This window comes from Paraburkholderia sp. BL18I3N2, assembly GCF_003001875.1.
Classification (GTDB): Bacteria; Pseudomonadota; Gammaproteobacteria; order Burkholderiales; family Burkholderiaceae; genus Paraburkholderia; species Paraburkholderia phytofirmans.
Window position 1 is genome coordinate 200771 of record NZ_PVNC01000009.1, and the last position, 24435, is coordinate 225205.

The 24435-nt window shown below is 61.5% G+C and carries 22 protein-coding genes and 2 pseudogenes; 12 read left to right on the forward strand and 12 right to left on the reverse strand.

Going from position 1 to position 24435, the window contains the following annotated elements:
* Positions 1–28: 28 nt before the first annotated feature.
* The gene (locus B0G75_RS23890; RefSeq protein ID WP_106311256.1) at positions 29–1576 is read right to left on the reverse strand and encodes a sensor histidine kinase; all 1548 of its coding nucleotides are present in this window, start codon (positions 1574–1576) and stop codon (positions 29–31) included.
* A gap of 9 nt (positions 1577–1585) precedes the next feature.
* The gene (locus B0G75_RS23895) at positions 1586–2362 is read right to left on the reverse strand and encodes a response regulator transcription factor (RefSeq protein ID WP_106311258.1); all 777 of its coding nucleotides are present in this window, start codon (positions 2360–2362) and stop codon (positions 1586–1588) included.
* Between the two features lie 232 nt (positions 2363–2594).
* On the opposite strand from B0G75_RS23895, the gene recA reads away from it, so the two are divergent.
* From recA to B0G75_RS23935, 8 genes are all read left to right on the forward strand, one after another.
* Positions 2595–3671, forward strand: coding sequence for a recombinase RecA (gene recA, locus B0G75_RS23900; RefSeq protein WP_012434255.1), 1077 nt, complete (start codon positions 2595–2597; stop codon positions 3669–3671).
* Positions 3672–3678: 7 nt separating this feature from the next.
* A complete protein-coding gene (gene recX / locus B0G75_RS23905; protein WP_106311261.1) occupies positions 3679–4386 on the forward strand; it encodes a recombination regulator RecX in 708 nt (235 codons plus the stop codon).
* 149 nt (positions 4387–4535) lie between these two features.
* The gene (locus B0G75_RS23910) at positions 4536–5276 is read left to right on the forward strand and encodes a DUF2889 domain-containing protein (protein WP_106311264.1); all 741 of its coding nucleotides are present in this window, start codon (positions 4536–4538) and stop codon (positions 5274–5276) included.
* On the forward strand, positions 5273–6442 hold the full coding sequence (gene sucC / locus B0G75_RS23915) for an ADP-forming succinate--CoA ligase subunit beta (protein ID WP_012434252.1): 1170 nt from the start codon (positions 5273–5275) through the stop codon (positions 6440–6442). Before B0G75_RS23910 ends, sucC begins: the two co-directional genes overlap by 4 nt.
* A gap of 114 nt (positions 6443–6556) precedes the next feature.
* On the forward strand, positions 6557–7438 hold the full coding sequence (gene sucD, locus B0G75_RS23920; RefSeq protein WP_012434251.1) for a succinate--CoA ligase subunit alpha: 882 nt from the start codon (positions 6557–6559) through the stop codon (positions 7436–7438).
* Between the two features lie 144 nt (positions 7439–7582).
* A complete protein-coding gene (locus B0G75_RS23925; protein ID WP_106311267.1) occupies positions 7583–8287 on the forward strand; it encodes a TerC family protein in 705 nt (234 codons plus the stop codon).
* Between the two features lie 281 nt (positions 8288–8568).
* Entirely contained in the window at positions 8569–9054 is a 486-nt protein-coding gene (locus tag B0G75_RS23930) for a pilin (RefSeq protein ID WP_374956914.1), read from the forward strand.
* 159 nt (positions 9055–9213) lie between these two features.
* On the forward strand, positions 9214–10998 hold the full coding sequence (locus tag B0G75_RS23935) for a Wzy polymerase domain-containing protein (RefSeq protein WP_106311394.1): 1785 nt from the start codon (positions 9214–9216) through the stop codon (positions 10996–10998).
* A gap of 105 nt (positions 10999–11103) precedes the next feature.
* Here B0G75_RS23935 and moaC (B0G75_RS23940) read toward each other — a convergent pair.
* A pseudogene (moaC, locus tag B0G75_RS23940) lies at positions 11104–11199 on the reverse strand (cyclic pyranopterin monophosphate synthase MoaC); the annotation flags it as partial.
* Positions 11200–12649: 1450 nt separating this feature from the next.
* Between moaC (B0G75_RS23940) and B0G75_RS23955 the strand changes: the two are divergent.
* The 3 genes from B0G75_RS23955 to B0G75_RS41440 all read left to right on the forward strand — a co-directional run bounded on the left by B0G75_RS23955 (position 12650) and on the right by B0G75_RS41440 (position 15659).
* A complete protein-coding gene (locus tag B0G75_RS23955) occupies positions 12650–13216 on the forward strand; it encodes a hypothetical protein (RefSeq protein WP_106311279.1) in 567 nt (188 codons plus the stop codon).
* Positions 13217–13965: 749 nt separating this feature from the next.
* Positions 13966–14841 (forward strand): hypothetical protein, encoded by an 876-nt coding sequence (locus B0G75_RS41435; protein ID WP_258194659.1) that lies wholly within the window; start codon positions 13966–13968, stop codon positions 14839–14841.
* Positions 14835–15659 carry an AIPR family protein gene (locus B0G75_RS41440; RefSeq protein WP_258194660.1) on the forward strand — a complete coding sequence of 275 codons (825 nt, stop codon included), beginning with the start codon at positions 14835–14837 and terminating at the stop codon, positions 15657–15659. The genes B0G75_RS41435 and B0G75_RS41440 overlap by 7 nt, the downstream gene beginning before the upstream one ends.
* Before the next feature lie 209 nt (positions 15660–15868).
* Here the strand turns inward: B0G75_RS41440 and B0G75_RS41865 are convergent.
* The 3 genes and pseudogenes from B0G75_RS41865 to moaC (B0G75_RS23975) all read right to left on the reverse strand — a co-directional run.
* A pseudogene (locus B0G75_RS41865) lies at positions 15869–16267 on the reverse strand (site-specific integrase); the annotation flags it as partial.
* Positions 16234–16554, reverse strand: coding sequence for a hypothetical protein (locus tag B0G75_RS41450; protein ID WP_258194661.1), 321 nt, complete (start codon positions 16552–16554; stop codon positions 16234–16236). The pseudogene B0G75_RS41865 and the gene B0G75_RS41450, both read right to left, overlap by 34 nt.
* 267 nt (positions 16555–16821) lie before the next feature.
* A complete protein-coding gene (gene moaC, locus B0G75_RS23975; protein ID WP_106311285.1) occupies positions 16822–17301 on the reverse strand; it encodes a cyclic pyranopterin monophosphate synthase MoaC in 480 nt (159 codons plus the stop codon).
* 246 nt (positions 17302–17547) lie between these two features.
* On the opposite strand from moaC (B0G75_RS23975), the gene B0G75_RS23980 reads away from it, so the two are divergent.
* Positions 17548–19257: a M48 family metalloprotease gene (locus tag B0G75_RS23980; protein ID WP_106311288.1), complete on the forward strand. Its 1710-nt coding sequence runs from the start codon at positions 17548–17550 to the stop codon at positions 19255–19257.
* A 79-nt stretch (positions 19258–19336) separates the two neighbouring features.
* On the opposite strand, the gene B0G75_RS23985 is transcribed toward B0G75_RS23980, so the two are convergent.
* From B0G75_RS23985 to B0G75_RS24015, 6 genes are all read right to left on the reverse strand, one after another.
* Positions 19337–19924 (reverse strand): DUF2946 family protein, encoded by a 588-nt coding sequence (locus tag B0G75_RS23985; protein ID WP_106311291.1) that lies wholly within the window; start codon positions 19922–19924, stop codon positions 19337–19339.
* A complete protein-coding gene (locus B0G75_RS23990; RefSeq protein WP_106311294.1) occupies positions 19917–21023 on the reverse strand; it encodes a hydrolase in 1107 nt (368 codons plus the stop codon). Before B0G75_RS23990 ends, B0G75_RS23985 begins: the two co-directional genes overlap by 8 nt.
* Positions 21024–21062: 39 nt before the next feature.
* Entirely contained in the window at positions 21063–21509 is a 447-nt protein-coding gene (locus tag B0G75_RS23995) for a nuclear transport factor 2 family protein (RefSeq protein ID WP_106311297.1), read from the reverse strand.
* A 167-nt stretch (positions 21510–21676) separates the two neighbouring features.
* On the reverse strand, positions 21677–22702 hold the full coding sequence (gene waaF / locus B0G75_RS24000) for a lipopolysaccharide heptosyltransferase II (RefSeq protein WP_012434242.1): 1026 nt from the start codon (positions 22700–22702) through the stop codon (positions 21677–21679).
* A gap of 358 nt (positions 22703–23060) precedes the next feature.
* Positions 23061–23255, reverse strand: a complete 195-nt coding sequence (locus tag B0G75_RS24010; protein WP_007180502.1) for a zinc-finger domain-containing protein — start codon at positions 23253–23255, stop codon at positions 23061–23063.
* Between the two features lie 62 nt (positions 23256–23317).
* The gene (locus B0G75_RS24015; RefSeq protein ID WP_012434241.1) at positions 23318–24241 is read right to left on the reverse strand and encodes a branched-chain amino acid transaminase; all 924 of its coding nucleotides are present in this window, start codon (positions 24239–24241) and stop codon (positions 23318–23320) included.
* Positions 24242–24435 lie beyond the last annotated feature (194 nt).

Consider the following 24435-nt stretch of genomic DNA (forward strand, 5'->3'; position numbering starts at 1 on the left):
TCAAAATTGAATCGGCAACCTGACGTATTCAAGTCGCGTTAGGGTAAGTCCCGGCCCGTTCATGCACATGCAAACTGACGCGTACGAGTGTGCCGGCAAGTCGCGGCGAAGTTTGATAGACGTTGTCGTCGATTGTCAGCTCGCCGCCGTGCATGGTCGCGATCTCGCGGACGATCGCAAGTCCGAGGCCGCTGCCGTCACCTTCGCGGCCGAGAATCCGGTAGAAGCGCTCGATCACCCGCGAGCGCTCGGCGACCGGAATGCCGAGGCCGGTGTCCTCGACTTCCAGGTGCACGAGCCGCGCTGCCGCGTCATGCCGCACTCTGACGGTGATGCGCCCGCCCGGCGGCGTATAGCGGATGGCGTTGTCGATCAGGTTGGACAGCATTTCGCGCAGCATGACCGGATTGCCGTCCACTTCGACGGGTTCTTCAGGCGCTTCGTAGCCCAGATCCATCTGCTTGGCGAGCGCCGCCTGGACCCAGTCGCGCACTGCGTTGCGTGCGACCTCCGTCACTTCGACCGGCGTGAAAACCTGGCCCGACATGCGGTTCTCCGCGCGCGCCAACGCCAGTAGTTGCGTGACGAGCCGCGCAGCATGTTCCGAACTGGTGGCGATCTGCTCGAGCGAGCGATGCACTTCCGCTGAGGCATCCTGACGCAGCGCCAGTTCGGCCTGCGTGCGCAGGCCGGCAAGCGGGGTTTTCATCTGATGCGCGGCGTCCGCGATAAAGCGCTTCTGCAGCTCCATGTTCTGTTCGAGACGTGTCAGCAGATCGTTGAACGAGGTCACGAGCGGCTCGATTTCCGGCGGCGCGCGGCGCGCCTCGAGCGGCGACAGGTCGTCCGGGCGGCGCGCGCGGATATGCGCTTGCAGCGCGTGCAGCGGCGCGAGGCCGCGCGAGAGTCCGAACCATACCAGCAGGATCGCGAGCGGCAGAATCACGAACTGCGGGAGGATTACGCCTTTGATGATGTCGTTGGCGAGCTGGCTGCGTTTGTCGAGCGTCTCGGCGACCTGCACCAGCACGGGTTGCGCGCCGGGCGTCTGCGGAAACTCGACGGTCGTGTAGGCGACGCGGATATCGTTGCCGCGCAGCACGTCGTCACGAAATTCGACGAGACCCGGCTGCGGGCGGTCTTCCTCGTGCGGCAGCGGCATGTCGCGCTCGCCGCCCACCAGTTCGCCGCGCGTGCCGAGCACCTGGTAGAACACGCTGTCCACGTTGTCCGCGCGCAGAAAGTCGCGCGTGGAGTCGGGCAGCGTCAGTTCCGCCACGCCGTTCACCGGGTGAATCTGGCGGGCCAGCACGTAAGCGTCGGTTTCCAGTGCACGGTCGAACGGGCTGTTCGCGATCGACTTGGCGACCAGATAGGTGACCGCGAGACTCATCGGCCAAAGCAGCAGCAGCGGCGCCAGCATCCAGTCGAGAATCTCGCCGAACAGCGAGCGCGGGCGAGCCTGGGCGGCGGCTTCGGTTTCGTCTGGCGGGGCGAACGGGTTGGCGTAGCGCTCGTCGCGCGCCTCGTCGAGGTCCGCCGCGTGCGCCGTAGCGCGGTCTGCGCGTGCGGACATGGGCGTCCTCTATTTGTAGTGATGGCTCGCCGGCATCGCGCCGGACGGCGGCGAGCCGGGCGGTTCGGGCTCGGCGGGCGGGGGCGTGGTCATGGCGTTCGTGCTCACGCTCGCCGGCGAGGCCGCTTTCTCGAGGCAGTAGCCCAGACCGCGCACGGTGATGATGCGCACGCCGCTCGGCTCGATTTTCTTGCGCAGGCGATGCACGTAGACCTCGATCGCGTTGTTGCTAACTTCCTCGCCCCATTCGCACAGATGATCGACGAGTTGTTCCTTCGATACCAGCCGGCCGATCCGTTGCAGCAGTACTTCGAGCAAACCCAGTTCGCGCGCCGACAGATCGATCACCTGCTCGTTGACATAGGCGATCCGGCCGACCTGGTCGAACGACAGCGAGCCGTGCCGCACGACCGTCGGGCCGCCGCCCGCGCCGCGCCGCGTCAGGGCGCGCACGCGTGCTTCGAGTTCGTTCAGCGCGAAGGGTTTGGCCATGTAGTCGTCGGCGCCGAGGTCGAGACCCTTGACGCGTTCGTCGACGCTGTCCGCCGCGGTCAGGATCAGCACCGGGAGGGTGGAATTGCGCGCGCGCAGGCGTCGCAACACCTCGAGGCCGGACATGCGCGGCAGGCCCAGATCGAGAATCAGCAGGTCGAAAGATTGCATCGACAGCGCGGTATCGGCTTCGACGCCGCTCTTCACGTGATCGACGGCATAGGCCGATTGGCGGAGTGATCGAACCAGACCGTCCGCGAGTATGCTGTCGTCTTCGGCAATCAGAATTCGCATGGTGCGCCAGCCTGGCCTTGCCGGCACCGTGGGGTGTCCCCCGGCGCACAGCGGTCTCCGAAAATTATTGTGGGTAGTTGGGCAGCGCGACGGTAAAAATGCGCGTTCGCATGAGAATCGTGCTTGCCAAAACTACTGTTTTTTTATACAGTGTCTGGGTTTCGTGTGCTGTCCTTTCAAAGTGGGCTGCACATCTGCCTCAGACGCCGTTCATCATAGCAAAGGACGATTCATGGAAGAAAGCAAGAAAGGCTCGGCTGGACTGACGGCTGAAAAGAGCAAGGCACTCGCTGCCGCACTCGCACAGATCGAAAAGCAGTTCGGCAAAGGGTCGGTCATGCGGCTCGGCGCAGGTGAGGCGGTCGAAGACATCCAGGTGGTCTCAACCGGATCGCTCGGCCTCGACATCGCTCTGGGCGTCGGCGGTTTGCCGCGTGGCCGTGTGGTCGAAATTTATGGCCCGGAATCGTCCGGTAAAACCACGCTGACGTTGCAGGTCGTCGCCGAAATGCAGAAGCTCGGCGGCACGGCGGCGTTTATCGACGCGGAACACGCGCTGGACATCCAGTACGCGGGCAAGCTCGGCGTGAACGTGAACGAGTTGCTGGTTTCGCAGCCGGATACCGGTGAACAGGCGCTCGAAATCGCCGACGCACTCGTGCGCTCGGGCTCGATCGACATGATCGTGATCGACTCGGTCGCGGCACTCGTGCCGAAGGCTGAAATCGAAGGCGAAATGGGCGACTCGCTGCCGGGTCTGCAAGCGCGTCTGATGTCGCAAGCGCTGCGCAAGCTCACCGGCACGATCAAGCGCACGAACTGTCTCGTGATCTTCATCAACCAGATCCGCATGAAGATCGGCGTGATGTTCGGCAATCCGGAAACCACCACGGGTGGTAACGCGCTGAAGTTCTACGCGTCGGTGCGTCTGGACATTCGCCGTATCGGTTCGATCAAGAAGAACGACGAAGTGATCGGCAACGAAACGCGCGTGAAGGTGGTGAAGAACAAGGTTGCGCCGCCGTTCCGCGAAGCGATTTTCGACATTCTCTACGGCGAAGGCATTTCGCGTCAGGGCGAAATCATCGATCTGGGCGTGCAGGCCAAGATCGTCGACAAGGCCGGCGCGTGGTACAGCTACAGCGGCGAACGTATCGGTCAGGGTAAGGACAACGCGCGTGAATTCCTGCGCGAAAATCCGGATATTGCTCGCGAGATCGAAAACCGTATCCGTGAATCGCTGGGCGTGAATGCCATGGCGGAAGCCGTGACCGGCGCAGCCGCTGAAGTCGCGGACGAAGAAGAGTAACCATCACGTGATACGCAAGGGCCGGCCGTTGTCCGATTCCGGACGCCACGCGGACGGCCCGCGTGATGAAGACGACGAGTCGTTCGATCCATTCGAATCGTTCGACGCACACGACCGCGCTGCGGGCCGCAATCCGCAGCGCGCGCAGTCTGAATTCCCACCGCCCGTAGGCTCGGATCCCTCCGAAACCACCTATACCCGCTCACGTCGCGTTCCTGGCGAGGCGAAACCCGGGCAAGACGAAGCCAAACAATCCAAACGTCCGGCACGGTCTTTAAAAGGCCGCGCGCTCGGCTATCTATCCCGCCGCGAATACAGCCGCACCGAACTGGCGCGCAAGCTGAAGCCGTTCGTCGAGGAAACCGATTCGCTCGACACCGTGCTCGACTCGCTGGAAGCCGAAAACTGGCTGTCCGATTCGCGCTTTGCCGAAAGCCTGATCCATCGCCGCTCGTCGCGATTGGGCGCGAGCCGGATCGTCGGCGAATTGAAGCAGCATTCGGTCGACCAGACGCTCGTCGAAGAGGCCAGTGCGCAACTGCGCGAAACCGAACTCGCACGTGCGCATGCCGTTTGGCAAAAGAAGTTCGGCCGGCTTCCCGAAACGCCCGCCGAACGGGCGAAACAGCAGCGCTTTCTGGCCTCGCGCGGATTTTCGGGCGCCACGATCGGCAAAATCCTCAAGGGAATCGACGAGGAGTGGAGCGGCGAGTAGCCGCGTCGTCCGTCGTTCGCGTACAAACCCTTTGGGACCGTCCGTTTCCCTCTCAGCCACGCATGGCGCGGCCCTGCGCGATCCGCCCTGTCTCAAATACCCAGTATGCTAAAATTCGTGGGTTTTCCAATCCGGCCTTTCCTTCCCGCATGCCGCTCTCCCAGCCCGTGTCCCGTCAGTTGCGCCATCGTCGCGCAATCCGAGCGGAAGCCTATGAGCGAGCCGATGGCCTGTGGGATGTGGAAGCGTGCTTGACTGACGAAAAACCGCGTGACGTGATGCTTGCGTCGGGCGTCCGGCCCAATGGTCAGCCGATCCATGAACTCTGGCTTCGCATCACCATCGATCGCAAGCTCAATGTCGTCGACGCCGAGGCGTCGTCCGACTGGGTGCCCTATCCAGGTTTGTGCCAAGCCAGCAATCCCGCCTACCGTGCCCTCATCGGGCTCAATCTCCGTCAAAACTTCCGTCGTGAGTCTGCCCGTTTGCTCGGCGGCACGGCTGGTTGCACGCATCTCACCGAGCTGTGCGCGATCCTGCCGACCGCTGCGATTCAGGCATTCGCGGGTGAAGTCTGGGATACCGGTGACAGCACGCCGGGCGCGAACGCAGGTTCAGGAGACGGATCGTCTAACAGCACAGGCGAGCATTCCAACGATAAGCCGCCATTCCAGCTGGGACGCTGCCACGCGCTGCGTTTCGACGGCGAGGCGGTGCAGCAGTTTTATCCGCGCTGGTATGGCCGCGCTCCGTATACAGCGGATCGCGCGGCATCGTCAGGCGACGGGGCAGTCCGCCAGACAGGCGAGGGCGGCAACGCGTCCGGCATGAACGACGGCAGCGGAAACGAAGTTCAATCCAACTCTCAGACTGAAGGGAATCACGCATGAAGATTCACGAGTACCAGGGTAAGGAAATCCTGCGGAAATTCGGCGTCGCGGTACCGCGCGGCAAGCCGGTCTTCTCGGTGGATGATGCGGTCAAGGCCGCGGAAGAGCTCGGCGGCCCGGTATGGGTCGTGAAGGCTCAGATCCACGCGGGTGGCCGTGGCAAGGGCGGCGGCGTGAAGGTCGCCAAGTCGCTGGATCAGGTTCGCGAGTACTCGGAACAGATCCTCGGCATGCAGCTCGTCACGCACCAGACCGGTCCGGAAGGCCAGAAGGTGAATCGCCTGCTGATCGAAGAAGGCGCTGACATCAAGAAGGAACTGTATGTCGGCCTCGTGATCGATCGCGTCTCGCAGAAGATCGTCGTGATGGCATCGAGCGAAGGCGGCATGGACGTCGAAGAAGTCGCGGAAAAGACGCCTGAGCTGATCCACAAGATCGCCGTCGACCCGGCAACCGGTCTGAAAGACGCTGAAGCCGACGAACTGGCCACGAAGATCGGCGTGCCCGCCGCTTCGCTGCCGCAAGCGCGCGCGATCCTGCAAGGCCTGTACAAGGCATTCTGGGAAACCGACGCATCGCTGGCCGAAATCAACCCGCTGATCCTGACCGGCGACGGCAAGGTCATCGCGCTGGACGCCAAGTTCAACTTCGATTCGAACGCACTGTTCCGTCACCCGGAAATCGTCGCGTATCGCGATCTGGACGAAGAAGATCCGGCTGAAGTCGAAGCCTCGAAGTTCGACCTCGCGTACATCTCGCTCGACGGCAACATCGGCTGCCTCGTGAACGGCGCTGGCCTCGCAATGGCAACGATGGACACCATCAAGCTGTTCGGTGGCGAACCGGCGAACTTCCTGGACGTGGGCGGTGGCGCCACGACCGAGAAGGTCACGGAAGCGTTCAAGATCATGCTGAAGAACCCGAACCTGACCGCGATTCTGGTCAACATTTTCGGCGGCATCATGCGTTGCGACGTGATCGCGGAAGGCGTGATCGCAGCGTCTAAGGCCGTCTCGCTGAAGGTGCCGCTCGTGGTCCGCATGAAGGGCACGAACGAAGACCTCGGCAAGAAGATGCTCGCTGAATCCGGTCTGCCGATCATCGCGGCTGACAGCATGGAAGAAGCGGCTCAGAAGGTCGTCGCGGCCGCTGCGGGCAAGGCGTAAGCCGTTCCCGAGCGCGTTCACCAGGATTACGAATGGCGGCGTGCACGCGCTGCGGGCGAGAACATTCCGCCTCGCGGCGCCGCCGCATGACGCCAAACGAACAGAGGTCAATACATGTCGATTCTGATTAACAAAGACACCAAGGTCATCACGCAGGGCATCACCGGCAAGACCGGTCAGTTCCACACGCGTGCTTGCCGTGAATATGCAAACGGCCGCGAAGCGTACGTTGCGGGCGTGAACCCGAAGCGTGCCGGCGAAGACTTCGAAGGCATTCCTATCTACGCTAGCGTCGCTGAAGCCAAGGCTGAAACGGGCGCGACCGTGTCGGTGATTTACGTGCCGCCGGCAGGTGCTGCGGCTGCGATCTGGGAAGCCGTCGAAGCCGATCTGGATCTGGCGATCTGTATTACGGAAGGCATTCCTGTCCGTGACATGATCGAGCTCAAGGCACGCATGCGCGCAAAGAACAGCAAGACGCTGCTGCTCGGACCGAACTGCCCGGGCACGATCACGCCGGACGAACTGAAGATCGGCATCATGCCGGGTCACATCCACCGCAAGGGCCGCATCGGCGTCGTGTCGCGTTCGGGCACGCTGACGTACGAAGCAGTCGGTCAATTGACGGCGATCGGCCTCGGCCAGTCGTCGGCAGTCGGTATCGGCGGCGACCCGATCAACGGTCTGAAGCACATCGACGTGATGAAGATGTTCAACGACGATCCGGAAACGGACGCCGTCATCATGATCGGCGAGATCGGTGGTCCGGACGAAGCGAACGCTGCGGAGTGGATCAAGGACAACATGAAGAAGCCGGTGGTCGGCTTCATCGCCGGCGTCACGGCGCCTCCGGGCAAGCGCATGGGCCACGCCGGCGCGCTGATCTCGGGCGGTGCTGACACCGCTGAAGCGAAGCTGGAAATCATGGACGCGTGCGGCATCAAGGTCACGAAGAACCCGTCGGAAATGGCGCGTCTTCTCAAGGCAATGCTGTAAATCGAAATTCGCGTGCTGTCACGGCGCGTTTTTTGATACGCTTACGAAGTCCTTTCGTGAGCGCGCGGTAAAAAAAGCGGGGGAGTGTAGACTCCTCCGCTTTTTTATTGGCCGCTCGCCGCATTTCTTCTTATTCTTTCAATCATGCTCGAGTTCTTCGCCACGCTCCACTGGGGCGCCGTCATCCAGATCATCGTTATCGACATTCTGCTGGGCGGCGATAACGCGGTCGTGATCGCGCTGGCCTGCCGCAATTTGCCGCCGGCCCAACGCACGAAAGGCGTGCTGTGGGGCACGGCAGGCGCGATCGTGCTGCGCGTGGCGTTGATCGCGTTCGCGGTCGCGCTGCTCGATGTGCCGCTGCTCAAGTTCGCGGGCGGACTGTTGCTGCTGTGGATCGGCGTGCGTCTGATGGCGCCGGCGCACGACCCGCATGAGAACGTCAAGCCGGCCGACAAGCTGATGTCGGCGATCAAGACCATCATCGTGGCCGACGCGGTGATGAGCCTCGACAACGTGATCGCGATCGCGGGCGCGGCTGAGGCTGCCGATCCCGAGCACCGTCTGGCGCTGGTGATTTTCGGCCTGGTGGTGAGCATTCCGTTGATCGTGTGGGGCAGCCAGCTGGTTCTCAAGCTGCTCGACCGCTTCCCGATCGTCATCACGCTCGGCGCCGCGCTGCTGGGCTGGATCGCGGGCGGGCTGATCATCAACGACCCGGCAGGCGATCGTTGGCCGGTCCTCGATACGCCGTGGGCCGAATACGGCATGAGCATCGCGGGGGCGTTGTTCGTCGTCGTCCTCGGCTATCTGCTCAAGCGCCGCAATGCCCATCGTGCGGCGGCTTGAGACACGCTCCGGTGTCGACGTGAGTCGAACTGCGCTGCAACGTTAGCCATTCGGCTGACTGTCTGACACGAACGCCGCTGGCTACGATTGATACGCCTGTTCCCGATCCGTGGGGCAGGCGTTTTCGTTTCAGGAGCCTGCCGATGATCTTCACTTTGCCTTATTCCCCGTACTCCCAATCCTCGCTGGCCACGCGCTCACGATCTTGCCGGGCCGGCTGGTCCGCGCGGCTCGCGCGTGCCTGCCGACGCCTCGGCTTCGGTTTCACGCTGATCGAACTGATGATCGTGCTCGCGATCGTCGGCGTGATCGCCGCCTATGCGATTCCCGCGTATCAGGACTATCTGGCTCGCAGCCGCGTCGGCGAAGGGCTCTCGCTGGCGGCGTCCGCGCGGCTGGCGGTGGCTGAAAACGCCGCGAGCGGTAACACGTTCAGCGGCGGCTATGCGTCGCCGCCCGCCACCCGCAACGTCGAGTCCATTCGGGTCGACGACGACACCGGCCAGATCACCGTCGCCTTCACGACGCGCGTCGCAGCCGTTGGTTCGAACACGCTCACGCTCGTGCCGTCGGTGCCTGACAATGCGGATGCGCCGACTGCGCGCGTCGCGCTGAGCAAGGGCGGGGTGCAGGCGGGTGCGCTCACGTGGGAATGTTTCGCGGGCGGCAAAGCGGCGTCCTCGCTGCCGGCGCCGGGCGCAGGTCCGGCACCCACCGATGCGCCCACGTTGCCGTCGAATCTCGCCCCACCGGAGTGCCGTTCGTGAACGAATGCGACATGAGCGCGCGATAACCGCGCGAGTGAGGCGGCGTCGCAGTCGTCCGCACGTAAAAGGCTGATTTTTGGGATATTTCAGCCGGGCCGGCGCACAGCAGGAGGATTTTTTTGTATAGTGCGCCGGTTGCTGACGCCCACCGGTTCCTCGATGCCCACCCCTTTCGCGCGCTATCTGTCTTTCAATTTGTTGGCTCTCGCGTTGGTGCTGCCTTATGCAGTTGTCAACCATACGTATCCGATTCCGACCTTTTACGCTGAATTCACCGCACTCGCCCTGTACCTGGTGACCGGCGCGGGTGTCGTGCTGCTGGTGGCGAGCGCCAAGCCGCGTGTGACGTTCGCCTCGCCGGTGGTCGCGCTGGTGCCGTTGCTGTTCGGGCTGCTGCTGGTCGCGCAGTCGGTGGTATTGCCGGTCTCGCAGCCTTCGATGAACTGGCTCGGCGGCGGCTATCTGCTGGCGGCCTTCATGGCGACGCACGCCGGCTACGGTTTCACGCGTGCCAAGCTCACCGAGACCGCGTTGCGCTGGGCGGCTGGGGCGTTGATCGTCGGCGGGCTGTTTGCGGTGTTTTGCCAGATCATCCAGTTGTTTCACCTCGAAGTGCGCGTGTCGCCGCTCGTGGTCGCCTATAACGTGACCGTCGAGCGCCGGCCGTTCGGCAACATGGCTCAGGCTAACCACCTCGCCACCTACATCGCGTTTGCGATGGCGGGCGCGCTGTTCCTCGTGCAAACGCGGCGAATCGCTGTAAGCATCTGGTTCCTCGTGTCGACGATTTTCGCGGTGGGCCTTGCGCTGACCGTGTCGCGCGGACCGTGGCTGCAGATGGGTGTGATCGTGGTGGCAGGTTTCTGGATGGCGTTCGCGCAGATGCGCGACCAGTCGCAGGTACGCCGCGGCAACCGCGAGTGGATCATTCCAATTGCGCTGGCCGTACTGTTTTTCGTGATCAACGCGCTGATCCGCTGGGCCAACGTTCGCTATCACCTGGAGCTCGGGCAGTCCGCGGCGGAACGTTTTCAGGACGCCGGCCAGATCGCGCCGCGCCTCGCGCTGTGGAAATACGGCTGGACGATGTTCAAGACACATCCGCTGCTGGGCGTCGGTTGGGGCGAATTTCCGAGCTATCAGTACCAGTTTGCAAAGTCGCTCGGCGGCGTCGAGATCGCCAACAATTCGCACGACATTTTCATCGACCTGCTCGCGAAGACCGGTTTGGTCGGGCTGGCGATCGTGCTGTTCGGTCTGATTACGTGGCTCGTGCGCGTGGTGCGCGCGCCGCAAAGTTCGGCACGCGTATTCGGCATTGCGCTGATCGGTGTGCTGGTCATGCACGCGCTGGTCGAATATCCGCAGCAGTACATGTTCTTCCTGCTGCCGGCGATGTTCGTGTTCGGTCTGTTGGAAACGCGGCCGCTGCGGTTCGTGCCCGCACGGCTGTCGTTCGGCGTCTTTGCCGTGGTGGTGTTCGGCGGGTTGGCCGCGCTGTATCCGGTGTATCGCGACTATGCGCGCGCCGAGGTGCTGTACTACGGCCAGCGTCCCGCCGAGCAATATCGCGCGGACCCGTCGTTCCTGTTCCAGGCGTGGGGCGAATATGGTCTGGCGACGCTTTTGCCGATGAATTCGACGGATCTGCCACAGAAGCTCGCCATGCACAAACAGGCCATGGCATTGTTGCCGGGCGAAACCGTGTTGCGTCGCTATGCGGTGCTGCAAGCGTTGAGCGGCGATCAGGCCGGGGCACTCGATACTGTCGAACGCCTGAAGATTTTTGCCACGGAACTGAAGGACTGGCCATCGCAACTGAGTTACGTGTACCAGCTTTGCGACGAGCAGAAAGCGCTGACCGGTTTCAAGGCGGAACTGGTCAAGCGCTACGGTATACCAGCAGCCGACGTCAACGGGGACGACGACAGCGACGAGGAGTGAGCGCTACGTTCGCTTCGAAGCTTTAAAGCTTTAAAGCTTCAAGGCTTTAAGGCCTCAAGGCCTCAAGGCTTTAAAGTTGGCGCGGGTTGACGACGCAGGCAGTCGTCAACTCGCCACCCAATCCCCCGACTTCCCGCCGTGCTTCTCAAGCACCTTCACATCGGTGATCGACATTCCCCGATCCACCGCCTTGCACGTTCTGCTTTCCGTCCGTAGCCTTGCGCTGACGGTCTTACAAATCAAAGACTTACCGTTCCCGATGCGCTCGATCCTGTCCAAATCGGTTAGCGAACTTGGACAGCGTTTGGACAAGACTTGGACCACAATCTCTGACCATTCGCTGGACGTGAGTCTACGCGATCAACAGCGTCCTTGGATATGCGCCGAAGCGTGGTGACGTACTGCACCGGCACTATGTGAGTCTCGATGCCGCGATGTTGCCGGTCTGCTGGAAGAGGTTCAGGCGGAGTTGATGTCGTATGCTTCGCGATCCCGTCCGGTATCGGCAGATTGGCCCAAAGGCATAATACTTCCCATGCGTCCCTAATTCGATTGCCAGATGAAGTAGTCAAGTCGCCAAAAAACTCAACAGCCCGGCACCGCCTTCGAGAAAGTGGTTGCCGCGATTCAGTCGCAAATCGATCCACTGGCCACGGTGGTGCATAACGAATTTCTAATTGACCGACTCGGCCAAAGACGGCAATTCGATGTGGTTGTTAGGGGGACGTTCGCGGGTCAGTCGATGTTGGGGATCATTGAATGTAAGGACTTGCGCGGCAAGGTTGACACACCAGTGGTTGATGCATTCGTTACCAAGGCGCAGGACGTTAAACGCCAACTTCGAGGTCCTAGTCTCACGTTGCGGTTTCACTAAACCGGCGCTTGCGAAATGTGCGCGTTACGGCGTGCAAGCGCTTTCTCTGATTGATACTGACCCGGTAGACAGGGGGTTTTTTTGGTACCCGATGGGAAGCAGATGTCATTCGATGGGGGCGACTGGCCTTAACGTTTCACTTTGTGACGGAGCCCATACAGCCAGTCCACCTTGATGCGGGAGATAACTATCGCTGACAAGAAGGTAATCGACTGGTTCACCAACTATCTCGTCGACAACGGGAAAGACGTTAATGGCTTCGGATGGGTGGTGACCTTCATGGGGACCTTCAATAAACCCCGGACCATCCGGGTTCGAGAGGGTGAGGAGTGTCAGTGCTCTGCGATCACGTGTGCGGAAGAACGTGTATGCCAGCAACTTGAACGATATGTCGGCATTAGTGGAACAGGCTTCTTCAACTGGCTCGACTAGAAGGCTACCTTTCTGCCCGGTACGAAGATTTGCACCGATGGCGTACCGATGGATTTCGCCGAGTGGCAACCGCGTAGTGACCAACAAAGACCAACGACCGGGTTCTTGGAGGTGAAGTTGCAAGTCCATTCGACGTTTGACCGTGTCGTTGATGCGATTCAGCTAGATATGCTGTAGTTGTTGCCACGCAGCGATAATGGGAATGGGCGACAGATGCCGACATGCCTTGAACCAAAATCCGGGAAAGGGAGATCAGATGGGAGACAGTTCAAAGCTTCGACATTTAGCAGCCAAGGCCGCCTGTAGTGCAGCGGGTAGCCGTATCTAACCTTTTGCAAGTTCCATATGACATTGCCAACGTCATACGCAACCGTGGAAATTGAAAGTCTTGCCGCAGCGTTGGGCGAAGATCCGCTGGCGCACCTAGAGAATCTATGTCCAGACGATCTGGTCTTGATCGGCGCTTTCATTCAGGCGTCTAATTTTATCGAGTTCAACCTGCGCCGATCGGTATCCTTATTTGTTCACGCAGGTCTGGTTCCGCAGAAAAAGCGCATTGTGCCGTCTGATCTGGTGAAGATGGCGGTGACGGCGGTTTCTCGGATGGACCCTGCCGTCGAAGACATTCCTGGTACGGTTGGGCGTCTGGATGAACTTGAATTTCGAAGACCGTTTCGGAATTTGTTCGCACATTGGGCGGCAAAACGCATCCGGGGACACGATGCTCTCTATTTAATGTCATGTGATGGGCGCGACGCCGAACAAGTGATGATTGGCGAGATTGATCGCAGTCATGGCGGGTTTGCAATTATTCTGCTGCCTGATGTACGAGGCCTGGTGAAGCACATTGCGCAGTATGAAAGCTGGTTGGCGCAGAAGACTGCGGACTGGTATGTGAGATATAGTCGCTGATCGATGTTAGCCATCTTTGGCTTAAGGCATGCCGAACAAGTCAGACCGTCGCCACAGTCGATTCAACAGCTTTCCGTCTCGAAACGATGAAGATCATCAAGTCACTGCCGCGTCTCGACATTCAGCGGCCGGAAGCTACTGTCGGGCAGTTGATCGGGGCGAGTGGTACACCCGATACACTGACTGCGTGACGGATTTGCAATGGTCGGCGACCGCAACATACCGGTCCCGATGAAGCTCAGGTGCTTGACGCCCATCTGCAATCGTTGCCGACGCACGCACATTCCCGCGCGCTCGTCGCTTGTGCGTTCTATTACCAGTGGCGCGCGGATCTTGTCGGCGAAGGCTGATCCATGGTCATGGGCCGATCAGCGTCTCGAAGAGATTTACAGTGTCTGGTCCGATGAGCGAGAGCGGACGGGTTTTCTGGCCGAACTGGACGTTCTCCGGGGTTTCGGGAAGACGGCCCAGCCGCGAGGGACTGGCGACGTTCTCGATACCATTTGGAATACCCGGAAGGCACTGGCAGAAGGTTCGTTCGAAGATGTCGCACGAACTGCGATCCTATTTGGGCACGACACGATACGTCGGCGGCGGTCGCGTGCGGACTAGCTGGGTGCGGTTTGGGGCTGGCGCAGATGCGGGGCTTTGAAATCGTCGAACCACTGATCGGTCGATTTATGGAGACCACGAGTGTGTGATTCCGGAAGCGTTTTTGGATAGACTATGTCGCTTCTTGGGGAGACGAAATGCACCGAATCGTAAAAGCGCACTTGGAAAGCTTTGTGCAAAGTTTTGGACTTGAAGGGGACGACGAAGCCAAGCAATTTGAGAAGTTTGCAACGCACTGCGTGCTTTCCAGTCGCTTCAGCGCGACCTTCGATCTAGACGATGTGTCTACGGGGCCGGGCGACGAGGGCATTGACGGCGTGGCGGTCGTTATCGATGAGGTGGTGACGCCCTCTGTCGAGGATGCGCAAGCGATTTTTGCATCGCAACGCCGCAACCACGACGTAGACGTTCTGTTCGTGCAGGCAAAGCGCTCCGAAAGCTTTGATCTTGGTGAGTTCCTCAAATTTAAGGAAGGTATTCTTCGATTTGCGACTCAAACGCCGTATGCCGCTACCGACGAAGTGCTGTTGGACGCCCGACAGATGTTTGATGTTGTCCTCAAGGAAGTGCCAAAGGTGCGTAATGGCAAGCCGTCGTTGACGGCTCGGTTCGTTACTACCGGGCAATATCAAAAGCCGGCTGCGCTTGAGACGGCGCTGGCCGACTTCCTGACGCAGCTTGACGCCCTTGGCCTGTTTCATGACATCGATGTGCGATTCATTGATCGCGATGAATTGACCCGTTTGTGGGTCGGCACGTACTCAGGTATCAACGCCAGCCTACCTGCATTCAGCACCGCCGCGCTCCCGAATATTGCTGGGATCGATGAAGCCTATCTCGCCGTTGTGCGTGCCAGCGACTTTGTGAACAACCTTCTGGTGACGGAGGACGGAAACCTGCGAACACAGGTGTTTGAGGAAAATGTTCGCTCGTTTTTGGGGCACGATAATCCCGTAAATCAGTCAATCGCTGCGACACTCGGATCGGAAGCCGCAAGTCGTTTCCCGTGCTGAATAATGGCATTACGATTGTTAGCCCGGACGTGAAGCTTCAAGGGACCACGCTTCATCTGACTAACTACCAGATTGTGAACGGCTGTCAGACATCAAACGTACTGTTCGAGAATCGTGAGGCTCTCGGCGATGTCATGGTCAACATTAAAATTGTGAAGACTCAGCTTGAGGATGTGTTTTCCGAACTGGTGCGTGCCACAAACAGCCAGACGAAGGTTGAGGATACGCAGTTTCTATCGTTGCGGCCCATCATCAAACGCGTCGAACAGTACTTCAATACCTATGATGGCGCTGAAAGTCGTCTGTATTTGGAACGCAGAGACCGGCAGTACGTCGGTCAGGACATTCCCGCGACGAGAATCTTTTCTCTACATAATGCTGCGAAGTGTGTCGCGGCGATGTTTTGTAACCGGCCCGAACTGGCCGCACGTTACCCCAAGCAGATGTATGAAGAGTTGACCGAGACCATATTCGCTGACACTACCAAGGAAATTGTCTTCTACGCTGCGTGCGTGACTATGTATAGGTTCAACTTACTGGTGTCGAACAGCACGGTCCCGCAAAACATGAAGCGTTTCAAGTGGCACATGCTGACACTGGTACGCGCGATAACGGGCGAGGGAAAAGATGTGGTGCCGTTGAACTCTAGGCAGGTGGAAAAGGCGGCACAGCAGATCATCAACGTGATGGGACAACACGGCCAAGCAGCGACGGATGTTTTCGAACAAATAGTCGGCGTTTGCCAAGGTTTGGGGGAAGTATCTGCCGACCGACTTAAGCGACAAGCGATTTTGGGAGAAATGCTTGCTATGGTCTGAAGAGCGGACGACACCCGTAAAGTATCGTCCTTGAGCGTAGTCAGCTGAGCTTTCGCGCCAACTCGGTTGCTGATGGATGGTAGTACCGCTTCAACATTGCCAAGCTGCGGGGGCCCGAGACAGCGGCCAGTTTCCATGACATTCGGCAGTTTCTGGGTCAATCGACTTATGGCCGTATAGCGTAGGTCATGCAAGTGGAAGTCGGCGATCCCCGCACGTTTGCACGCTTTCCTGAATGCCGCGTGCAACGTTACACCCTTGACCGGGATAACCCGACCATCAATAGATCGCGGAAGCGCAGCCAAGATGCCGACAGCTTTTGTGGACAACGGAACTGTCCGGGCCTTCCCGTTCTTGGTCATGGGTAAGTGTGCAGTCTGGGCTTCGAGGTTGACGTTCGACCATCGAAGTTCGACCGGTTCGCCGCGTAGCATGCCCGTCTCCAAGCTCAGAACGGTTACCGGAAGCAGCCACACGTTGATTCGACCAGTCGGGGCCAGTGCCGGAAGAAGCCGTGCCTCTCCCTCTGACGTGTGTATCCGAGCCCGGCCTTGGGGTGAGGGCGGCTTTTGGATCAACTCGACAGGATCGGTGTGTTGATGTCCCATTCACGGCGGGCGTGGTTGATGATGGCTGATAGGAGCGCCAGTTCTCGAATCACCGTGGCGGGCTTCACTTCATTCAGTCGCTCATCGCGATAGGCCGCTTCAGCCCTCGGCGTTAGTGCCGCCACGCTGAGTTTTGCCAGTGTATTGCGACAGGTGTCACGCAGCCGGATTATCGCGTCAGCACCACTTCGTTGCGTCGGAGATACATCAGCGATGTAGCGATTGATGATGTCTTCGAGCGTGTTCGCTTCGGCTTTGCTACGACTGATAAAGCTCGCACGATCCATCTCGGTCTCGACGGATCCTCCCATCGTTCGGCATCAACGCGGATGTTGAACGACTTTGTTTCAAGCGGGTATCCCGCGCGGCACACACGTGCTTGCCACTTGCTATCTCTCTTTCGAATCCATGCCATTCCTGTCTCCAACTTGGACAGATTTTGGACAAGGTCGGTGTTTCGTATGCCAGAAGTCAGATTCGTAGCAATTTCGTCAGGAAGTGGCGATGCGACAATGTTGGGGAAAGCGTCGAATTAAGACTCATAAGAGAATGCGTTAACCCGCCGCCACCCAATCCCCCGACTGCCCGCCGTGCTTCTCAAGCACCTTCACATCGGTGATCGTCATGCCGCGATCCACCGCCTTGCACATGTCGTACACCGTCAGCAGCCCGACCTGCACGGCAGTCAACGCTTCCATCTCCACGCCCGTTCGCCCCAGCGTTTCAACCTGCACCGTGCAATGCACGCCCGGCAGCGAGTCATCAAGTTCGAAATCCACTTTCACGCGCGTCAGCGCGAGCGGATGACAAAGCGGAATCAGATCAGCAGTGCGCTTTGAGCCTTGAATCGCGGCAATCCGCGCGATGCCGATCACGTCGCCCTTCTTGGCGTTGCCGTCGCGAATCAGCGCGAACGTCTCCGGGAGCATGCGAATCGAGCCGCGCGCAACGGCGATGCGCTTGGTCTCCTGCTTGCCGCCGACGTCCACCATATGCGCCTGGCCGGCTGCGTCGAAATGAGTGAGTTCAGGCATGGTTGGGCTCCTTACGAGGGCGCCTATCATAGCAGTGCGGCAAAGGCGCACGACAGCGGTGCGGTTTCAACGACCAAAGGGTCCCGCGCCATCACTCGCGATCGGCGCAGGCGACGCGGCAATCGCCCAAATCGCCATGACACGAATCACATGAATTCCCGCGACGACTGACTACAATTGCCCCATGCCCGCTATCTTAGTCCGAGCGGCGGGCGTCGCTTTCGACTTCGTCAACTCAACCTCGCGATGCGTCCGAAACGGTTCCTCGCTGCGTTGCTGTCTGTCGCGCTGGCCGCGCCGCCGGGCGCGTTCGCGCAACCGCCCGGTGGGTCGAGCATCGCGCTCAACTCGTTGCCCGCCGAGCCGCCGCTGGTCAGCGGCCCGTCCGATGCCTACGCCGATCCGCTCGTGCCGTCCGATATCGCGCAAGGCGTGTTTGGCGTGTACGGCGGCGCGCAGAGCCGCTTCTCCGGCAATACCGGCGTGAACACCAATTGGCGCGCACCGATCGTCACGCAGCAGCTCCCCGATCTCGGCAACGGCGGTTCCGGCTCACTTACGCCGCAAGCCGAGCGCAAGCTCGGCGAGCGCGTGATGCGCGAACTGCGCCGCGACCCCGACTATCTCGACGACTGGCTGGTGCGCGACTATTTGAACTCGGTTGCCGCGAAACTTGCCGCGGCGGCGAGCGCGCTGTATATCGGCGGATATCGTCCGGACTTCGATCTGTTCGCGGTGCGCGACCCGCAGATCAACGCCTTCTCGCTGCCGGGCGGTTTTATCGGCGTGAACACCGGCCTGATCGTGGCCACGCAGACCGAGTCCGAGTTGGCATCGGTGCTGGGTCACGAAATGGGACACGTCTTGCAGCGGCACATCTCGCGCATGATCACGACCGGCGAACGCAGCACCTATGCGGCGCTCGCGGGCCTATTGTTCGGTGTGCTGGCAGGCGTGCTCGCGCATAGCGGCGACCTGGGCAGCGCGATTGCGATTGGCGGCCAGGCGTATGCGGTCGACAACCAGTTGCGTTTCTCGCGTTCCGCCGAGCACGAGGCGGACCGCGTCGGCTTTCTGCTGCTTGCCGGCGCTGGCTACGATCCCTACGCGATGACGACCTTTTTCGGCCGCCTCGATCGTGCCGCGATGAGCGACACCGGCATTCCGGCGTATGCGCGCACTCATCCGTTGACCGGCGAACGGATTGCCGACATGGAGGACCGTGCGCGCCGTGCGCCTTACCGGCAGCCGCACCAATCGGCCGAGTATGGGTTTGTGCGGGCACGGTCTCGGCTGCTGCAGGAACGCTCGCGCAGCGAGTACGGCGACGAGATTTCGCGCCTGCGCTCCGAGATCGAGGATCGCACGGCGGTCAACGTCGCGGCGAACTGGTACGGCATCGCGTACGGGCAGATGCTGCTCGAACGTTACGACGACGCGTCGGCGTCGCTGGTGTCGTCCCGCGCGGCCTTCGCGACGGGCGAGCAGGCCGAGGGCGGCACGGCGCGCAGTTCGCCGAGCCTCGACGTGTTGGCCGCCGACATCGCGCGGCGCGCCGGCCGCGACGACGAGGCCGCGCGTCTGGCCGAGCTGGCGCAGAAGCGCTGGCCGCAGTCGAATGCCGCCATCGACATGCATATCCGCACCTTGCTGACTTTGCACCGTTTTGCCAATGCTCAGGCGCTTGCGCAAAAAGAGACCCGTACCCAGCCCGATCAGCCGGCCTGGTGGTTATATCTCGCCCAGGCTAGCGCGGGCACGGGCGACGCGTTGACACAGCATCGTGCGATGGCCGAGAAGTTCGCCCTCGAGGGAGCGTGGCTTTCGGCGATCCGGCAATTGAAGGACGCGCGCGATCTGAAGACGATCGGCTACTACGACCTCGCGACCGTCGACGCGAGGCTGCATGAGATGGAAAGCCGCTATCGGGAGGAGCGGCTGGACGAGAAGAGTTGAGCGTCGCGTGGCTGCCGGCGCTTCACTGGGTTCAGCGCACTGGCCTCGTCGAAGCGCGGCGCCGCGCGCAGGCTAGTGCTTAAGCGCCCGCAGCCGCCGGACTCGGCACAAACCCAAACCGCGCGGCAACGTCGCCTCGCCGCACAGCCTGCAGCGGCAATACAACCTGCTGGTTCCAGCGAAACTCACCGCTCATTGAATCGTCCGCCAAGGTTGCGTGATCGGAGAACACTTCCAGATCGTGGTCGTGCAAGACGGCGACTCTCGGCGGCGTTGCGCCATCGGCAAAGAGAATGCCGCCTTCTTCATCGACGAACACTGCGGTCGGCTCAAATGGGCGGCCAGCCTGATCATGCAAAGCAAGCACGCTGCGCGCCTCAACGTCGGCACCGGCCGATAGCCTGACCACCCACGGCGTATAGCCCAACTCAACGTACACCCGCTGCGGGCCGTTCTGGAAATACCACTGCCCGCGCTCGTCAGCGTCGTAATTCCGGTTGATGAACGCGAGCAACGCTTCGTGGCGGATCGGCGTGCCCGGCGAACCACTTGCCTGCGCGGCCTCGTCGCGCATCCGCCAGTTGCCGCGCCTGTCCAGCATCAGCCACCCTGTGCAACTCGGTACGTTCGGCCACTTGGCCAAGGCCTGCTTGACGATGTCATCCATGATCGACGTGTCGCTCCAGATAGCCGAGCACGCGCCGCGACAGCCAGTCGATGCGGCCCGGAAACGGCCCGGTCATAAAGCCGGCGTGGCCGCCATGCTCGGGTTGGTCGAGTTCCACCGCCGCCGAGACTTCATGCCGCGATGGCAATGCCGCAGCCGGCAGGAACGGATCGTTGCGCGCGTTCAGCACCAGCGTCGGCACCTGAATATGCGGCAGCAGGGGACGCGTGGTCGCCGTGCTCCAGTAGTCGTCGGTATCGCGAAAGCCGTGCAGCGGCGCGGTCACCACGTTGTCGAACTCGTACATGGTGCGGCTCGCGAGCATCGCGTCACGATCGAACAGGCCCGGAAACTGAACCAGCTTCTGGTCGGCCTTCTGCTTGAGCGTCTTCAGGAAACTGCGCGTGTAGACGAGGCCGAAGCCTTGCGACAACGCGCGGCCGCCGGCATGCACGTCGATGGGTGTCGAGATCGCCGCGGCGGCCGAGATCACCGACGCCGCGTCCTCGCGCTGTTCGCCCAGCCAGCGCAGCAGCACATTGCCGCCGAGCGACACGCCGGCCGCCACGATCGGCCCGCGATGCGCGGCACGCAAGCGCCGCAGCACCCAATCGACTTCATTGCTGTCGGCGAGATGATAGAAGCGCGGCATGCGGTTCAACGCTCCGCTGCAACTGCGAAAGTGCGGCACGACGCCGTGCCAGCCGTACTCGCGCGCGGCCGCCATCAACGAGGCGGCGTAGTGCGAGCCCGAGCTGCCTTCGAGGCCGTGAAACAGTACGAAGAGCGGGGCGGTGTCGGCGGGAAGGTGAGATGCGGCGCCAAGCTGGGCGTCGTGTTGCACCCAGTCGAGGTCGATGAAATCGCCGTCGGGCGTGTCCCAGCGCTCGCGCCGAAACGAGACGGCGGGACGGCGTGCGAACAGCGACGGGACGATGGTCTGCGCATGCCGGTTCGGCAGCCAGAGCGGCGCGCGGTAGAGCAGCTCGACGGCGGCTTCGACCGTCGCCTCGACGGCGGCCGCGGCGCGCGCAGTGCCGGAAGCAGCGGATTGATCGTGCGTCGTGCCCAAAAGGGACTTCCTGCGGGGCGTGCTCATGCCTGCTTCAAAACAAGAAAGTAAAACGCGCGGCGCGCGTCAGTGCAGCGACCCCTGGCCATGCCGCATCTTCGTGGCGAACTGGCTGGCGGCCTCGTTGGGCATCGGACTCGCGTGAATGTGCGCGATGCGCCATTCGCCGCGTTCGTGGACCATCACATAAGTCGTGAACACCATGGCGGGCGTAGCCTTCGGGTCGGCCGGCCGGTGCAATTCGGCAATCGCGTAGACCACGGTGCCGAGGCTGTCGTAGACACGGATATCGAGCGGTTCGATGGAAACCCGCGCGGTTTCGAGCTGGATCTGCAAGCCCGCGCGAATGCTGTCGAGGCCGTGCAGGTGGGAGCCGTCGGCGCAGATGCAGCTGACGAACTCTTCATCGATCCACAGACCCATCAAGCTGTCGATATTGACCTCGGCGACGGCCTGGTAATAGGCGTTCAGGGTATCGGCGGCGGCTTCGAAGATATGGGCAAAACGTGGCATGGCTCGTCAGTCTCTTGTGCGCGGCGCGCGGTTGCGGGACAGCGGTCAGCGGGACAGTCCGGGGCACCGGACCATCGCACCCGAGCGCCAGAATGCCCGCGCCGCAAGGCGCGAACATGACGCGACGCGCTCAGGGCGTGCGGTGTTGCGTGCAAGTGTCAGCGCGTTCAGCGTTGCGCCAGCAACATGCCGCGCAAATCGCCGAATACCTGCTCGGCGCTCAACTGCTTCAGGCAGTTCAGATGACCAAGCGGACACTCGCGCTCAAAACAGGGGCTGCATTCGAGATGAAGCCATTGTACCTTCGCAAGCTCGGACAAGGGCGGCGTGTGGCGCGGATCGGTCGAACCGTACACGGCCACGAGCGGCCGGCGCAGCGCGGCGGCCACGTGCATCAAGCCGGAATCGTTGGTGACGACCGCGTTGGCGCGCGAGATCAGCGCGCAGGCCTCGCCCAGCGCGGTCTGGCCGCACAGGTTGCGCACGTTCGGCGCTCGCTCGGCAATGGCCTGCGCGAGCGGCGCGTCTTTCGGGGAACCGAGTGCGACGATCTGCGTGTACGGAAACGACTGGCCGACCATTTGCGCGAGCGACGCGAAGTGCTCGGGCGGCCAGCGCTTGGCCGGCCCGTATTCGGCGCCCGGGCAGAACACCAGCAGCGGCACGCGCGTGTCGAGATTGAAGCGCGCCGAGACGCGCGACGCTTCGTTCAGGTCCGCGTCGAGGCGCGGCATCGGCAGGTCGTCGGGCAGCTTGGCGCCGGGCGCGTAGGCGAGGGCGGCGTATTGGCCGACCATCGGCGGGCGCTCGTCCTTGCGCGGATTCGCGTGACGCACGTTCAACAGGCCATAGCGGCTCTCGCCGGTATAGCCGATGCGCAGCGGGATGCCCGCCATCCACGGAATCAGCGCCGACTTGAGCGAGTTCGGCAGCACGTAGGCGGCGTCGTAGCCGACATCGCGCAAGTCGCTCGCCAGCTGCCAGCGGCGCAGCATTTGCAGCTTGCCGTGCGCGAGATCCGTGGCGTAGACGTCGCGAATTTCCGGCATGCGTTCGAGTACAGGCGCGACCCACGAGGGCGCGACCGCGTCGATGACGATGCGCGGATGCAATTTCACGAGGCGCGCAAACAGCGGCTGCGCCATCAATGCGTCACCGATCCAGTTCGGTGCGATAACCAACGCGCGACGCATCAGAGTGAGTGTCCGGTGTCGAAACGAAACCCCGCGCAGGTTTTGCGCGTGGCTTTCGGATAAGTAAAAGGGAAAAAGCCGCAAGCCGCGTGGCGCATTTCCGGCATGACCGGACGCGCTGCGGTGGCGGCCCTGCTGTGACGTGCCTGCTTTTCGGACCGGTTGCGCATTCGCTCCGGCATGATCACTGTCTGCTGCACGACCAGCGCCGGCTCGTACAACGACGAACCTCGCCGTGGAACAACCTGCAGCCGATCACGAAGCGAGCCCCGCAACTCAACCCGCGCGCAACCCGCAACGAAGCGGCCGCCGACCCGGCAAGCGGCGTCACAAGCAATGAGTGCTCAGTGCGCCGTGTTCAATGACCCTTGACCACTTCGCCGTCGCGCAGCTTGTAACGCGTGCTGCAGTACGGGCACTTGGCTTCGCCATGCGTGACGTCGATAAAGACACGCGGATGCGCGCTCCAGCGCGGCATGGCCGGGTTCGGGCAATACGCCGGCAGGTCTTTTGCCGACAGTTCGACCAGCGGCATTTCCTTGATTTCGCTCATGAGACGTTCTCGTTGTATGCAGGGTGCGTGCGGCGCGCCGGTTGATCCCGGCGCAGCGCGCGTTAGATCTTGGTCAGCCAGTTCGCGTACTTGTCGCTCTTGCCGTTCACGATATCGAAGAAGCCCGACTGCAGCTTCTCGGTGATCGGGCCGCGTGCGCCCGAGCCGATCGTGCGGTTGTCGAGTTCGCGGATCGGCGTGACTTCGGCGGCGGTGCCGGTGAAGAACGCTTCGTCGCAGGTATAAACCTCGTCGCGCGTGATGCGCTTTTCGATCACCTGGATGCCCGCGTCGCGCGCCAGCGTGATGACCGTGTCACGCGTGATGCCGTCGAGGCACGACGACAGGTCAGGCGTGTACAGCTTGCCGTTGTTCACGAGGAAGAAGTTCTCGCCCGAGCCTTCCGACACGTAGCCGTCCACGTCGAGCAGCAGTGCTTCGTCGTAACCGTCGGCGATGGCTTCCTGGTTGGCGAGGATCGAGTTCACGTACCAGCCCGACGCCTTGGCGCGGACCATCGACACGTTCACGTGATGGCGCGTGAACGACGAAGTCTTCACGCGGATGCCCTTGGCAATGCCGTCTTCACCGAGGTAAGCGCCCCACGGCCAGGCGGCGATCGCCACGTGGATGGTGTTGCCCTTGGCCGATACGCCGAGCTTTTCCGAACCGACCCAGATAATCGGGCGCAAGTAGCAGGACTCGAGCTTGTTTTCGCGGACCACTTCGCATTGCGCGGCGGCAAGCGTTTCATGGTCGAACGGCACGTCCATCTGGAAGATCTTGGCCGAGTTCAGCAGGCGCTTGGTGTGTTCCTGCAGACGGAAAATCGCGGTGCCGCCGTCGGCCGTCTTGTAGGCGCGTACGCCTTCGAAGACGCCCATGCCGTAATGCAGCGTGTGGGTGAGCACGTGGATCTTGGCATCGCGCCAGTCGATGAGCTTGCCATCCATCCAGATCTTGCCGTCGCGGTCGGCCATTGACATACGATTCTCCAGCGGGTGCGTTGTTAGGCGTAGCTAAGTCAGGTATAGCCAGGACCCGCATTTTAACGTCTTTTGCACACGGAACGGGCATTTGGCCGCATTCCCGACGCTATAATCCAGCGCACGCATAATTCATATCCGGATGCGCCAGCGGGTGCTTGACGACCTGGCGCCGACTTCCCATCGTTGCAGCG